The 15,180-nt window shown below is 34.6% G+C and carries 15 protein-coding genes; 6 read left to right on the forward strand and 9 right to left on the reverse strand.

Translation table 11 applies throughout. The features are described 5' to 3' along the window. Complete coding sequence (locus ACE94K_RS05150) at positions 1-495, forward strand: hypothetical protein (RefSeq protein WP_378180896.1); 495 nt, start codon at positions 1-3, stop codon at positions 493-495. 140 nt (positions 496-635) lie between these two features. Then, a complete protein-coding gene (locus tag ACE94K_RS05155; protein ID WP_378180899.1) occupies positions 636-914 on the forward strand; it encodes a hypothetical protein in 279 nt (92 codons plus the stop codon). Between the two features lie 194 nt (positions 915-1,108). Here the strand turns inward: ACE94K_RS05155 and ACE94K_RS05160 are convergent, their stop codons facing one another. Continuing rightward, positions 1,109-3,328 (reverse strand): response regulator, encoded by a 2,220-nt coding sequence (locus tag ACE94K_RS05160; RefSeq protein WP_378180902.1) that lies wholly within the window; start codon positions 3,326-3,328, stop codon positions 1,109-1,111. Positions 3,329-3,697: 369 nt separating this feature from the next. Here ACE94K_RS05160 and pbpC point away from each other — a divergent pair, with 369 nt between their 5' ends. After that, positions 3,698-6,049, forward strand: coding sequence for a penicillin-binding protein 1C (pbpC, locus tag ACE94K_RS05165; protein WP_378180905.1), 2,352 nt, complete (start codon positions 3,698-3,700; stop codon positions 6,047-6,049). Between the two features lie 111 nt (positions 6,050-6,160). On the opposite strand, the gene ACE94K_RS05170 is transcribed toward pbpC, so the two are convergent. The 8 genes from ACE94K_RS05170 to ACE94K_RS05205 all read right to left on the reverse strand — a co-directional run bounded on the left by ACE94K_RS05170 (position 6,161) and on the right by ACE94K_RS05205 (position 12,490). Continuing rightward, complete coding sequence (locus ACE94K_RS05170) at positions 6,161-7,066, reverse strand: hypothetical protein (RefSeq protein ID WP_378180908.1); 906 nt, start codon at positions 7,064-7,066, stop codon at positions 6,161-6,163. A gap of 246 nt (positions 7,067-7,312) precedes the next feature. Beyond that, a complete protein-coding gene (locus ACE94K_RS05175; protein ID WP_378180911.1) occupies positions 7,313-7,786 on the reverse strand; it encodes a CYTH domain-containing protein in 474 nt (157 codons plus the stop codon). Positions 7,787-7,808: 22 nt separating this feature from the next. Continuing rightward, a complete protein-coding gene (locus ACE94K_RS05180) occupies positions 7,809-8,306 on the reverse strand; it encodes a hypothetical protein (RefSeq protein ID WP_378180914.1) in 498 nt (165 codons plus the stop codon). Positions 8,307-8,341: 35 nt separating this feature from the next. Further along, entirely contained in the window at positions 8,342-9,175 is an 834-nt protein-coding gene (locus ACE94K_RS05185; protein WP_378180917.1) for a DUF2911 domain-containing protein, read from the reverse strand. 18 nt (positions 9,176-9,193) lie between these two features. Then, a complete protein-coding gene (locus ACE94K_RS05190) occupies positions 9,194-10,285 on the reverse strand; it encodes a helix-turn-helix domain-containing protein (RefSeq protein WP_378180920.1) in 1,092 nt (363 codons plus the stop codon). Positions 10,286-10,388: 103 nt separating this feature from the next. After that, positions 10,389-11,090, reverse strand: coding sequence for a hypothetical protein (locus ACE94K_RS05195; protein ID WP_378180922.1), 702 nt, complete (start codon positions 11,088-11,090; stop codon positions 10,389-10,391). A 162-nt stretch (positions 11,091-11,252) separates the two neighbouring features. Continuing rightward, positions 11,253-11,912 carry an NAD(P)H-binding protein gene (locus tag ACE94K_RS05200; RefSeq protein ID WP_378180925.1) on the reverse strand — a complete coding sequence of 220 codons (660 nt, stop codon included), beginning with the start codon at positions 11,910-11,912 and terminating at the stop codon, positions 11,253-11,255. A 65-nt stretch (positions 11,913-11,977) separates the two neighbouring features. Beyond that, positions 11,978-12,490: a hypothetical protein gene (locus tag ACE94K_RS05205; RefSeq protein WP_378180928.1), complete on the reverse strand. Its 513-nt coding sequence runs from the start codon at positions 12,488-12,490 to the stop codon at positions 11,978-11,980. Between the two features lie 217 nt (positions 12,491-12,707). On the opposite strand from ACE94K_RS05205, the gene dinB reads away from it, so the two are divergent. From dinB to ACE94K_RS05220, 3 genes are all read left to right on the forward strand, one after another. Continuing rightward, a complete protein-coding gene (gene dinB / locus ACE94K_RS05210; RefSeq protein WP_378180931.1) occupies positions 12,708-13,805 on the forward strand; it encodes a DNA polymerase IV in 1,098 nt (365 codons plus the stop codon). Between the two features lie 52 nt (positions 13,806-13,857). Then, a complete protein-coding gene (locus ACE94K_RS05215; RefSeq protein ID WP_378180934.1) occupies positions 13,858-14,610 on the forward strand; it encodes a hypothetical protein in 753 nt (250 codons plus the stop codon). 280 nt (positions 14,611-14,890) lie between these two features. Continuing rightward, positions 14,891-15,046: a hypothetical protein gene (locus ACE94K_RS05220; RefSeq protein WP_378180936.1), complete on the forward strand. Its 156-nt coding sequence runs from the start codon at positions 14,891-14,893 to the stop codon at positions 15,044-15,046. Positions 15,047-15,180 lie beyond the last annotated feature (134 nt).

A 15,180-nucleotide genomic window follows, 5' to 3' on the forward strand; every position in this document is an offset into this window, starting at 1 on the left:
ATGAAAGAAAATTTTATTCCTAGTATATCTGTTATATGGACTAATCGTTTACAAACTATTAAAGAATCCACAGAGGACTTAATAATATTTCTTAAAAGACTTAAAAGATTTGATAATCGATTAGGAGTTTGGTATGAGCGTGCAAATAATCGAAAAGAAGGAATGAAAAATAGAGTTGTTTTAGACTATGATTACATAAAAAAAAGCCTCTGTAAGAAATGTGAAGATGGTGATTATCCTCCCGAATTTACTTTTTTAACTGGTTTCTGGAATGGTGCGCAAACCGACCCTTTATCTTATGGCATAAGATTTTCTCTAGGAGGTGATGCAAAAATAGGGACAAATAATTGTGTTTTAACTTTTCCGTACGAAGGAGAAATTTATGAGTCCTATTGTGTACGTGAAAACTGGGAAAAATTAATGGAATTATTCATTGATCACTGGCAACCTGAACAATACAGAGATTTTGATAATCAATTGGTAAAACTACTATAAATATAGGAACTACTTTACATTTAAGATGTAGGTAGTTCCTTTTTTAATTTAATATCTTAATTTACCTCTAAAATTATCTGCAAAACAAGTAACTTACCTGATTATAAAAAAACACTTCTATTCAACCAATATATTAGTATATGGAAATAATTAAAAAAAATATCCAGCTCCTACCCTTTGTACTTTTTTTGATTTGCGTGCTTTTTGTAAATAGAACTTCTTTATTTGACCAACAAACCAAATTAAATATTGCTATAGGTTGTGCCGTGGGGTCTGTCTTATTTTTGATCCTATATTGGTCTAAAAAAGAAAATAGAGAGTCCTATAAGAATAACACGATCAGAGGTAAAATAGCTGTCTTAGTGGCTGCTATATTGGTTACGGCGGCAATTTATGTATATCAAATGATGCAGCATTAAGTAAAACCATCCCCATCTCGATATCAGTTCATACCTTATATACTCATTTTGACGACTTATGACTTCGGGCTTCGAGTAAGGCTGCTGAGCTTACCGAAATGTGGCACAAATCGAATCGTAAAAAATGGCACAAATCAAAACAAATTAACCAAGAAGTAAGAACGTGTCAGAAGGATTAATGATAAAATAGAAAGTCACCCATTCGTTTCAGAATTATTGACCGAGAGGTTTCTTTGTATAGCGTATCTAAGGTCTTTTTTATTGAGCGGTTTGTTTATCAAATCGTTCATACCAGCATTTTTACATTCATCGGCAACTTCACTAAGCTCAGAGGCCGTCAAGGCAATAATTGGTGTTGCAGTATCAAATTTTCTAATTTCTAATGTGGCTTGCATGCCATCCATTATCGGCATATTAATATCCATTAGCACCAAATCAAAAGCTTCTTTTTTTAAGATATTGACCGCTTCCAAACCATTTTCTACCATGCTACATTTGCAACCAATCGTTTTTAATAGGTTTTTGGTTACCAATTGATTGACTTTATTATCTTCGGCTACCAAAATTTTGGCGGATAAGGTGTCTTCTTTCTCAGGATTTTCTAATTGCTTTTGCTTATCATTTAGACTTTCGGCAATTTCTACATTTAGATCAAAATAAAAGATAGAACCCACGTCTTTTTTACTTTCAAAACCAATCTGGCTGCCCATTACCTGAACCAGATTCTTTACGATAGATAAACCTAGTCCAGTGCCTTGTTTATTGTCATAGACACTGCCTACTTGAGAGAATTCTTCAAATATGTATTCTTTTTGGTCCTCGGGGACTCCAACACCGGTATCTTCTACTTCAAAACGAATTTTAATCATTTTATCAGTATTTGATAGCGGTCTAATGCGGAGCCATACAGTCCCTTGATCAGTAAATTTTATAGCATTTCCGATAAGATTGATTAACACCTCAGAGATGCGTAGTGCATCGATGTTAACCAGTTTAGGAATGCTATGCGTATGCTCCAAAACCAGTTTATTGTTCTTTTTTTGCGCTTGATACTCAAACGACTGTAAAATGTTTTGTGCTAGAGAAAATAGGTCTGTAGGAGTATTAACAAGTTCTTTTTTCTCTGAGTCAATTTTACTCACTTTCAGAACTTTATTCACTAGGTCTAGTAAGTAATCTGCAGAAAATTTTAGAGAATTCAATAGTTTTTTATCCTTTTCTGTTTTGGATTCGTTTTCTAGCAGGATAGAAGAGATACCAACGACACCATACAAAGGGGTTCGTAATTCATGACTGATCGTAGAGATAAATTGTGATTTAATCTTACTTAATTGTTCTGCCTGCGATTTTGCCTCATAGAGCTCTGCATTTTTTACCTCAAGAATTTGGCTTATTTTTTTCTTTGATCGATATCCTCTGTAATAAAAGAATACCATTCCGGCCAATAATAATAACGCAGCAGAAGATATAAATATAATGGTTTTGTTGTTCTTGTCAATATCCATTAGTAGCGCCTTTTCTCTTTTAGCAACTTGTAATTCTTTTTCATATTGATCTACCTTAAATCTGATTTTTGTAGTTTCATCACTCTTGGATCGCGCATTGTCAAAAACCTTCCGGTCATTTTTATTGAGCGCTTTTAGATCGGCAATAGCTTTGGGATAGTCACCAATATCCTCATACATCTGTGATCTGTATTGATAAAAGTAACTTTTTCCTTTTGGCCAATAGGTCTCATCTTTGAGGTATTCAAATGATTTGTCGAAGTTTTCTTCTGCTTTTTCTATGTTTCTTTGGTGTGCATAATTTCTGGCTCTTAATAAATACAAAGAGCTTCGATCGATTTGTATACTATCTGGTATAGTGCTATCAATACTGTCTGCTTCTCTCATATATATAGCCGCTTCCTCAAATCTTTTCATATCCATCAATGTCCAGATCATATTGTGTAGCGGTATTTGATATTGCTGGATATGAGGATTATTTTTACCTAATATAACGGCTCTTTTATAATATTTAAGAGCGCTTTCCAGATCGTTATTACCGTCGTAATATATATTAGCCAAGCTATGTAAAACGTAGGGTAGGAGTATTTTATCTTTTGTCTTCTCTGTATATTCTAAAGACTTCAAGAGATTTTTTGTAGCATTTTCATAATCAATAAGCTCGTATTGAACCGTTCCCATTAATAAATATCCGTGGGATAAATAATGATTGTTTTGCAATTCATGAGCATAGTTCACGGCGTTAAACGCATATTCTAGCGCTTGATACATATCATTATCCCTACGTGAAGTTTCTGACTTACGCAATAAAACATCTAAACTATCAATTCTCTGAAAAGAAGGTTTTTCTTGAGAATAGGTGATAGCAAAAAATAGAAAGCCAAGTATGTAGGGAGTAATATTTTTCAATGCAAAACAATTTTTAATCAAAAATGGAGATTTGAATTCAAATAATCTAATGTTCCATTTTTATATTTTAAGCCACAGTATTTCGAGATAGATTTGAGTACACGTTTACAGCCAAATTGTTCTTAAGAGTGACATAATTTACTAAAATTATGGCGGTTATTACCTAAATTAAATGGGAAAAGCTGTGTGTATAGATCGCATCTCGAATAAAAAAGGGGAATATTTCTCTATTTTACTTTTTAGATGATGTCTGTGAATAAGCCAAAAATAAACGAATTTTGAAATCGAATCAGAGTTTTGAGTAATATTGCTCGACATATACATAAAATTTAGTACCATTGTCTATATCTATACAAATTATACGCGATCGTGTTTAGTAGGTTTAAAAGCTATGTAATAGAACACCCCAAAAGGTTCATCATCATTACAGTATTGATGATATGGTATTATTTTTCGTTACCAAAACCATTATTTGATGATCCTACAGCTACCGTGCTAGAAACCAAATCCGGTGAGTTATTGGGTGCAAAAATTGCAAAAGATGGTCAATGGAGGTTTCCTGAAACAGACAGTGTTCCGAAGAAATTTAAATCCTGTATTTTGGCATTCGAAGATCAGCAGTTTTATAGGCATTTTGGTTTTAATCCAGTTGCTATGACAGAGGCCGTCATCCAAAATATAAAAGCAGGCAAGGTGATAAGGGGTGGTAGCACCATTACACAACAGGTCATTCGATTAGCACGAAAAGGTCAAGAACGAACCTATTTCGAAAAACTGATTGAACTAATTTTAGCCACACGCTTAGAAATAGGAGCGTCCAAAGAAGATATCCTGAAATTATATGCCTCACACGCTCCTTTTGGAGGAAACGTTGTAGGTATTGATATGGCTGCCTGGCGATATTTTGGACTACCTGCAGAGCAGCTTTCTTGGTCAGAAAGCGCAACGCTGGCTGTTTTGCCCAACGCACCTTCACTTATTTATCCCGGGAAGAACCAAATAAAGTTATTAGAAAAAAGGAATCGATTACTGAAAACATTATTGGAGCAACAAACCATAGATTCTTTAACTTACAGACTATCTGTTAGTGAACCTTTGCCCCAAAAACCTTATAGCCTTCCGCAGACGGCACCACATTTATTAAATCATTTAGCAAAGAAAAACGAAGGAAAACGCATACAAACCACTATCCATAGAATATTACAGCAGCAGATTAATCGACAGGTACAACAACACTACGAATATTTACGTCAAAACGAAGTGCATAATATGGCTGTGCTGGTGTTGGATGTGAATACGAGGGAAGTATTAAGTTATGTGGGAAATACACCAACAGATAAAGCACACCAAAAAGATGTAGATATCATCCAGGCCGGAAGAAGTACAGGAAGCACCTTAAAACCTTTATTGTATGCGGCTATGATGGATAAAGGAGAGCTATTACCAACTCAGTTGGTGTCTGATGTACCTACCGTTATTGCCGGATATACGCCTAAAAATTATGATGAAACCTTTAGTGGAGCGGTGCCTGTGAACAGAGCATTAGCAAGATCTTTAAATATTCCCGCTGTAAGATTGCTGCAGCAATATGGATTACAGCGTTTTCGGGATGAGTTGAACGCTTTTAGCATAAAAAACCTTCGCTATAGTGCTGATCATTATGGGTTATCACTCATTGTGGGTGGCGCCGAAGGGAATTTATGGGATTTATGCAAAACATATGCAGGACTTGCAGGAACCTTAAATCATTATGAAGAATCATCTAGTGAATATTTCACAACTGAATTTGTTGAACCGATACTTACAACTGATGAGAAAGTAGATTTTGGTAAAAAGGTAAAACAAAAACCTGTTTTTGGAGCCGGTAGTATCTGGTTAACTTTTGAGGCCATGAAAAAGGTAAACCGTCCGCAGGGAGATGAGGCTTGGGAATTTTATGATTCTTCGAGAGAAATTGCGTGGAAAACCGGAACCAGTTTTGGGAACCGGGACGCCTGGGCGATAGGAGCCAGTAAGGATTATGTAGTAGGTGTTTGGATTGGTAATGCAGACGGAGAAGGAAGACCGGAGCTTACCGGATTAAATTCTGCTGCTCCTGTTTTGTTTGATGTGTTTAATTTATTGCCCAATTCTAAATGGTTTCCGACTCCATATGATGACTTGGTGGTGGCAAATATTTGTACAGAAAGTGGTTTTTTGGGAGGAGAATTATGTGCGAAGAATGAAACATTTATCCCAATTCTAGGGCTAAAAACGAAACCGTGTCCTTATCATCAATTGATCCATCTGGATAATAGCCGAAGATATCGGGTCAATTCTTCTTGTGAACCGGTAGAAGCTATGATTCACGAGCCTTGGTTTGTGTTACCTCCTTTGCAGGCATATTATTATAAAACTAAAAATGCAGATTATCGGTCTTTGCCAGCATATCGAGCTGATTGCATAAAAGAATCTGTAGCCAATATGGACTTTATTTTTCCCAAGGGCAATAGTAGCGTGTATTTACCTAAAGGTTTTGATGGTAAAACAAATGAAGTGGTTTTGAAAATTGCGCATACACAACCAGAAACGAGAGTATTTTGGTATTTAGACAACCTATTCATCGGAGTTACCAAACAATTTCATGAAATGCCTGTGAAACCAGACCCGGGCGAACACCTTATTACTGTTTTAGACGAGAAAGGGAATGAATTAAAGAGAAAAATTGAGGTCAAAGAGTGATAAGATAAAATGAGGAGGTTTAAAAATTGATAAGCAAATACGATCACATTTCAACTTCGTTTAATTTCACGTATACAGGTATTTTTAAAGCCTCCTCATTTTTATTAAAAATTAAAGCGAGGAGTAAACCAATCCAAAACTTAGTGCGGATTCTTTACTAAAATTACGACCGTCCAGAGTACTTGTATACCCTGTAAACACACCCAGTTTATTTTGATATACAGGAATGTAGAGATTGAAAGATAGGTTGGTAAAATCTACTTCGGTTTCCGGAAGAATATTAGGTCCTCCGGCATCCGCAAATTCTGGTGTTCCGATATCCAAACCAGACATAGAATCTTGTATCTCTAAATTAGCGTGGATATAAAAGAACTGATTGAAATACCCCAGTTTGAATCCATATAACATCGCATTAGGGATATCAAAGTCCTTACTATCACGATTGCTATATCCCACTTGAGCTTCTGCAAAGATTTGATACGGGCTCACATAATTTACAATGGCGGCTCCGTTAATAGTAGTCGCTTCATTACCCAGAGAAAGTACTCCGGCTCCATCATAATCACTGGCTGGAAACGTAATGCCTGCTGCGCCACCTAAGGTAACTTTGGCATTATTTTTAAACGATTTTTCTAGAATTTTTGCTTTTGCAAAAATACCTAGATCCTGAATTCCGTCTACCCGATCTGTTTGTTGTACAGGATCCAGCACTCCGTCCTGGCTTTGGGTAGTAATGTAAGGTAAGGTAACGACAGCAGATAACCAGTCATTGATAGTGTATGAAGCGTACAAGGAAAATATGTAGGATGAAATATCTCCTAATCCTGCCGGGTTTCCTTCTGATAATTCAGTACCTCTGTAGAACTGATCAAAGCTTTTGTATGAATAACTTGGGGCGATGGTTAGCGTCTGTTTTTCAGCATAAAATCCGTTGACCGGAAATTGTGCAATAACTGTGAATAGAGGGCAAAACAACATAAGCCCCAAAAGTCGGTGCGTTTTTAATTTGTGTAACATGAAATTAATATTTAAGGTTAATAAGATGTATTTGACGGGAAAATTCATCTCACTTAACACAGCAAAACTTTAAAAACATGTTAATTGAAGTACTGCTATTTTCGTAGGTTGTTTATTGAGGATTTCTTTTTTTGCCACTTGTTTTCTTGATGATTTTTCATCCGGTAAAAGGATTGCAAATGACCTTTAATGAATAGGCTTTATAAAAAAAGAAACTTTTGAGAAAATAAAAAATGAACACAAATTTTATGTATCCCAACTTTTAAACGGATCTTTACTTAGTTGAGCATTATAATATCTTGAGTCACCTGTTACTTCTTTTCCTAGCCAATCCGGTTTTAGGAAGTCTTCATGCTCATCAGAAAGTTCAATTTCGGCGATGGTCAATCCTTTGTTTTTTCCAAGAAATTCATCAACTTCTATGGTGTGTTTTCCTGATAGGATCTCATATCGAACTTTTTCGATGACTCCTTTCTCACAAATTTTAATCAAGGCTTCAGCTTCGTGCACAGGTATTTCTTTTTCCCACTCAAACCGTGTTGTGCCGGATGCATTTCCAATACCTTTTACGGTGATAAAAGCTTGTTTTCCTTTAATACGAACTCTAACAGTTCTTGCGGGATCTGTATTGAGAAATCCCTGTACGATAAGAGTACTTTTGGTAGCCTCTTGCTGGTAGCTCTCTGAGGTAACCAGGAATTTGCGTTCTATTTCAATCATAATTAGAGTTTTGCTTCACTGCTTATTTGATACGTAACATAATTGCTTCATAAGGACTACAGTCTCCAATAACATTTTCAGACTCAAAGGTTACTGTCGCTTCGTTTTCTTTTGAAGCTTCTATCCTAATGACGATTTTAAAATCCTCTTTTAAATCTTCAAATTGAATAAACGAAAATTCATAAGACCCTTCAGGATATTCCAAAATTTCAGTACGTATATTAGAATCTTTTAATATAGCTTCTCCACTACATTCGCCAGAACATAATTGGTTGTCATATTTAAGTTTATACGCTACTTTAGTGTCTAAAATCCAATTCATTGATAATTCCTGCAAAAAATCATCATCGGTACCTTCCAATTTAGCAACAAAAACAGCATCAAAAGATGTGTGAGATGCTTTACCTTTTTCTTTTTTTTCGACTACCTGTGTTTCAGGTTTATCTTTTATGATTTTTTCCTTTTTATCAGTCTCTTTGCAGCTAATAACAAGAAATAGAAATAATATTGAATATTTCATAGATATCAAAGTTCTTCGATAATGAAAAGTATTACTTATTTAGACCATTTTTCAATAAATCTTTGATTTAATCTAATAAAATCTTTGTTCTCGGCTTTTTTGGATAGTTCTAAAGATCTTTTGGCTGCTACAACAGCTTCTTCAGGTCTATGTAAATCTGCAAGAATTAATGCTTCTCTATAAACCTGAAAAAAAAGCGGGTTATCTTTTTTTGTAACTTTTTGAATATACTCTAGTGCTGTGTCAAGGTCTGTTTGGGTCTCGTGCAAATAGAGCGCGGCCTGAAAATAGTCAAAATGGGTAGGCCCCGATAGGGTATTGTGGATACTTTTCATTGCTTTTTCATGTACTTGGAATTTGATAGGTAAACTTACTTTGCTATTTTCCCAAGCAAATACTAATTCTGCACTATCTAAAGAGATTTGATCTATATAAATTAAAAACGTTTCCAGTACATCTATTTGTTTAATATTCTTGGAAGTAAAACTTGCTATCGGGGTATTGGTAACATATGAATTCCAGTTTTTAGATGTATACTCATAAAATTTTATTTCCCATTGCTCTTTCCCTGGTTTGGTAATAATTGAATATTCCCCCTTTCTTACAAGAGTTTCATTGATTTTTACATCATCAGAAAAGCTAATTTTTGTTGCTGCGTTGGCACCGGTTCTCCAGGGCTCATTATATGGAATAATACCATTTTCGCCAAAAACAACCCGGTTTCTCTTACTGGGTCTTGAATAGGTAATTTCGATTTCGGTAAATCCTACGGTTTGAACTGTTTTTGAAATGGGGCTTAATGCCGGTATTGCTAATTGAGCCTGAATACTAGCAATAGTGATGATATTTATAAATATGATTTTGAACATGAGTTATTAATTTCATTGTTAAAGATTGGAAAAATACTCCTTAGGGGTTGTTCCCATTAAATCTTTAAAGGATTTATTAAATGTAGTTTTAGAATTGAAACCTGCTTCTTGTGCAAGTCCGAAAAAGGTCATATTCTTTGCTTTTCCTGTTTTGGCTAGCTGGATAAACTCTTTGATGCGGTAATAATTGATATACTCAAAAAAGTTCATCCCGATTCGTTCATTCAGTAAACGGGCGATTTCGGGATTACTGACTCCCAACATCTCAGCGAGTTCTGATTTTAAAAGTTTCCTATTTAAATACGGCTTCTTTTCTTCCATCAGTTGCTCTAATTTGGATTTGAGCCCTTCTAATTCTTGATATGATAATTTTGACTGTGCGTATTTTTTAGAAGGCATCAAAGATGAGATTTTAAATAAATCTGGTTCTTTCATTCCGTAAAAAGCAATAAATAAGATGATTAAGGCGATGCTAATCCAGATGACCTGCCAACTGATTCTATCGAAAAGCTCATAATCCAGCATCCAATTTATAAACATAGCACACCAACATAACATACATAGGGCTATGGCAACCAGAAAGTTCATAAAAAATTGAGACTTTATATGATAGCTCAGCTCATTTTGAACCTCTTTTTTGAATTGTAGAAATATCCGAAAACTTAGTATAAGATATGTGATATTAAACAGTAAACCGGTTGCTATAAATAGCAGAACATACCTAAAACTCTCTCCGCTTAGTTCTCTTTTTTGTAAGATTTCATCAGAGGGTAGTATAAAAACGACGGCAACAAAAATATTATAGACCAGTGCAGGAGCATAATGCCACAATTCTTTATAGGAAAAAGGATTCTTTCTTAAACTGGATCGTGTAAAGAGATAAATGGTGGCTCCAAAAAGCAAGGTGGCAAATTCTGAAAAAATGACCCATCGATAATTATTGCCAAATACTCCTGAAATGTAGAATACTCTTCCTGTAAGTCCAATGGCTAACACGCAAACCAAAACGACTATGTAACTATTGATGTTTTTTCTTTTATTAGGAGAAAATGCATAAATGATGAGCAAAAACAGACTCTGGAAATAAGCAAAATATACAAGTTGATTCAAAAATGATTGCATAATATGATAGAAAGCAGGTAGTTTTGATCAAAAGCTACCTGACTTATTTTTTGTGATCTCAAATATAAATATACCTGTAAATAAGGACGAACTAATTTATTTTAAATTGATTTACTTGCAATACCGAAGGATGATGTTGGGTTAAATTCTCTGCATAAAACTTTTCAAAAGTTGATGGGTCCCTCCATTCAATTATGGTCAGATAATCCGGATTGTGGTAATAGCCTTTAGGAGACCTTCCGTTAGTCAAAACAACTTTAATGAGACCGCCCGCTTTTCGAACTTTTTGTTCCAATTCCTTGATGTATTCCTGAAAAGCTTTTGGATCCTTTTGCCAATAAGAAGTCACTACGTTATGTTTCTCAGTATTAATTTCGAAAGAAGTGTTTTCTTTCATTTCGTAATAAGTAAGGTCAAATGTGGACCAAATATTTCTGCGCTCCTGATGAAAATCGGGCATGGTTTGTTCAATAGTTTCCAAGAATTTCTGTCGTCCGTTGAGATCGTTCCAGTATCCAAAAATCATGGCTTGTGGATGGTAATTTCCAAGGGTCGGACTTTCTTTAATAGTAAAACCCTTCAAGCTGTGGTAACCTAACCTCTCTGCTACAGGAAATGCTGTTTTGAAATAATGTTGTATTTTTTGTTTCACGTCTGGTTTGGTAGTAAGAAATATGATATCCAATACTTCACCTTTATTAAACGAGTACGATTTTGTTTTGGATTGTGCGATGCCACTAAACAGATTTGTTACCAAAGCTGTGGCGACTAATAAAGTTTTTAAATGTTTCATAAGTTTAACTGATTTTGAGATTTTTTAATGGAAACAAATATAGTCTCAGCTTTCAATAATCCTATGTAAAATGGGGCTTAAGGAGTACAAATACTGTATGTGTACTCATCAGATGATGAAATAAAGTAGTATTAACAAGTTAAGAAGAAATTGAACTTGTTTTTAGGAATTTGCAATCTCCTTTATTTCGTCAGAAACGATTCTTTTTGTCTTATATGGATGGTTAGCCAGCCAGATCATAGCAGAAACAATGGTTTTAGGATGAATCGTTCCGTATTTTTTAAAAGGCCCAAATAAAAGAGGGTTTATCAATTTCATTAATTGCTTAAAGAAATATTCTCCCGCTCTTTTTTCATTTCTTTTACCCCCAATTAAAGAAGGTTGTAATATGTGGATTTTTTTGATATTCAAAGAAAGTATTGCTTCTTCCATTTCACCTTTGGTGCGGTTATAAAAGACGGTACTTTTTGGATTTGCTCCTAATGCAGAGATTACAATAAAAGTTTGAATTCTATTTTGCTTACAGAGCTGAGCAGCTGTCACCGGAATTCCGTAATCAATACTACGATATAAACCTTTGTCGGGGGTTTTTGCATTGGTGGTTCCAATACAACAAAATAAGTCATCGCCGGTAAAATCAGGTGCTATAGTGTTTAGCTGTAATACGTTGATAATATACTCTTCGATTTTGTGATGAGACACTCCAACCGTTTTTCTGGAGAATAACTTTATTTTGTCATATCGTTCGTCTTCCAGTAATGTTTGTAAAAGAATTCCTCCGGTCAATCCTGTTGCCCCTAAGATAATCGCTGTTTTGGCCATATTGCAAAGGTAACAAGAAGGAGCGTAGTGTATTTTATTTTATCGAAGACTAAAACAGAAAGATCTTATTTCTGTTCGACCATCACAACACTGCTAGGTTTGCAGTTCTCGTTATCACCATCTTCAGTAGACCACACATCAACAACAGCTTTGTCTTGATTTGTAGTATCAATCTGTAATTGAAGTTTAAGACCTTCTTTTTGATCTTGATATTTATTTACTTCAACAGAAGCTCCTTTGTAAGAGATCATAAATGGCTCTTTACCGGGATTCAATATTGTTGCTCTTCCGCCAATAGTAGTTTTTTTGCAAGACTGATTCTCAAATGTCAAAACGTATTGTATGGTGTCGTCTGATAGCCACGAAACAGTCAAATTTTGAGTAAAATTATTGTTAGCATCTTTCAGTACAGCTGTATATGTCTTTTGCATCATTATTGCAGCACTATTTTCGGCACTAAGATTCTCAATATTTTCGGTAGCGTTTATTTGATTTCTTTTTTCAGTGTCGTTAGAAGACTTGCTTTCTGATTTACAACAGATCAGAGCAAAGAGTAGAAGTAGGGCGTAATTTTTCATTTTTTACATATAATTTAGTTCAAAATTGATTGGGATCAATAAAGCAAGATATTATTTTTATCTTATAAAATCTATACAAATATAGTAATATCATTTTTTAAGAAGAGATTAGTATTCACTTATTTACTCTTTAGAAGTATATAATTGGTACGCAGGTACAAGACAAGGTGAAGCCTTTTATATATATTTTATCTCTTATTTTTGTTGGATAGATTGGATGGAAAGTCACAGAAAAATCATACACGTCGATATGGATGCGTTTTACGCTTCTGTAGAGCAAATGGACAACCCAGAGCTTAGAGGGAAACCATTGGCGGTAGGTGGAGGTGGTAAACGAGGAGTAGTAAGTGCTGCAAGTTATGAAGCACGAAAATTTGGAGTGCGATCGGCAATGCCGGGATTTACAGCAAGAAAATTATGTCCTGACTTGCTTTTTGTTCGACCCAGGTTTGATCGATATCAGGAAATTTCTAAACGAATTCGGAAAATATTTTATGAGTTTACCGATTTAGTCGAGCCATTATCTCTGGATGAAGCATATCTGGATGTGACACAGAACAAAAAAGGGAATCCTAGTGCTTCATTGATCGCGCAAGAAATCAGACAACGGATTTTTGATGAGGTTGGATTAACGGCTTCTGCTGGCATATCGATAAACAAATTCGTTGCCAAAGTGGCTAGTGATTATAACAAACCAAATGGTCAAAAGACTGTAAATCCAGAAGAAGTTGTAGGTTTCTTAGAAGATTTAGATGTCAAAAAATTTTATGGAGTAGGTAAAGTAACGCAGGCCAAAATGTATCAGATGGGGATATACACCGGTAAGGATTTAAAAGCGAAGTCTAAAGAGTTTCTTATACAACATTTCGGTAAATCCGGCGGGCATTACTATCAAATAGTAAGAGGGATACATCTGAGTGAAGTAAAACCTAATCGAGAACGAAAATCACTGGCGGCTGAGAGAACCTTTAGCGAGAATATCTCTTCAGAGATTTATATGTTGGAAAGGCTTGAAAATATTGCTGAAGAATTGCAAAAACGCCTTAAAAAAAGCAAAGTAGCCGGAAGAACCGTTACATTAAAAATCAAATACAGCGATTTTACCCTTCAGACCAGAAGTAAAACGTTACCGTATTACGTAAATGATTCGGCAATATTGTTAGAAACTTCAAAAGAGTTACTATATCAGTCCGAAATGAAAAACTCTGTTCGGTTATTAGGGATTTCCTTGTCTAACTTAAATACTGGTAAAAAAGATCCAAAGAAGAAGGAAAAAGAAGAAGTAGAAATTATTCAATTGAAATTCGATTTTTAGAAACTCTACGCCAGGTTGTGTGGGTTCCTGATTTAAACTGTAATTTGCGCGTATGATTACTTTTACCAAACAGGTCAAATTTAGAGTTACTATGGTTATTGGCATCGTAGTTCTTTTATTTTTATATCGGTTAAGTCCTTATAAATTAGAATTTCTGGGATACTACAATAAAATATGGGCGCATAGGGCGAATAGTATTGATAAGCTTCATTCGGCATTACAGTTCTATGATGGGGTAGAATTAGACTTGATTTATAATGAAAGTGAAGATTTTCTGGATGTCAATCATTCTTTGTCACCTTCTATAGGTCTTAAATTTGAGAATTACATGAATACGTTGGAAAACGAACAGTATCCGTATTTATGGTTGGATATTAAAAACTTAAATGAAAAAACAGCAAAAGCAATACTGAATAAATTGGTTGGTATTTTCGAGAAACGAAATTATCCATTAGAAAAGATATTGATTGAAACCCGTTATCCTGAAGTATTACCCGTTTTTTCAGACATAGGTTTCAAAACAAGTTATTACCTGCCAGGCGGTTTAACAAAGAAAGAGACCACCGAACTAAAAAGAAATATTGAGATCATAGAAGATGTACTAAACGATCAACCGGAAGTGGGAATTTCTACCAGTTATAAGGATTATCATATTGTGAATGAATATTTTCCCGATCGGAAGAAATATATTTGGGTTTTAGTTCCGATCATAAATTTAGATCTGTTAACAACAAATCAAATTCTAAAAGATGATACCGTAGCAGTTGTGCTGGTCAATTATGTTGCCTTGAAGGGAAATAGATAGTTTTTAAAAAACAAAAGCTCAGAAGATGATTTCAAATAGGGTTAAGATGGATCATTGAAATTGATTTCATATTCTTTTACTTATATATTAGAGAAAGCTACTTGATTTTCTTAAATGTTAATTAGTCGAAGTAATCTGTTATAGAAATTCTAATCTAAATGTACAAAAAACAGATAGAAAATTAGAATTGAAAAACAATATTGAAAAGGGAATATTCCTCTTTTAGTTAATAATTTTACGTATATTTCTGTCTTATTTATTAACTCAAAATAATATTATTATGTTAGAAAACATTTCTGATTTTGGAAAACTATTAAGTAAGTCCGAACAAAAGTCAATTCAAGGTGGTATCTGGAACTCTCTGGCAGAATGTCAATCAAATTGCGACGGTTTCTGTACTGAAGGATTTGGAGGTAGATGGGCTTGCTTCGAATAAACTGCTTATCTTCTAGTCAAAAGAGGCTTTTTTTGCCTCTTTTTTTTACAGCAAGGGTTTAAAATATATACCGAAAAATTGTGAATCAGATCGTTACAAAAACGAAGGAACTAAAAACTTTTAGGAGTTAACGA

The organism is Aquimarina besae, from assembly GCF_042434905.1.
Classification (GTDB): domain Bacteria; phylum Bacteroidota; class Bacteroidia; order Flavobacteriales; family Flavobacteriaceae; genus Aquimarina.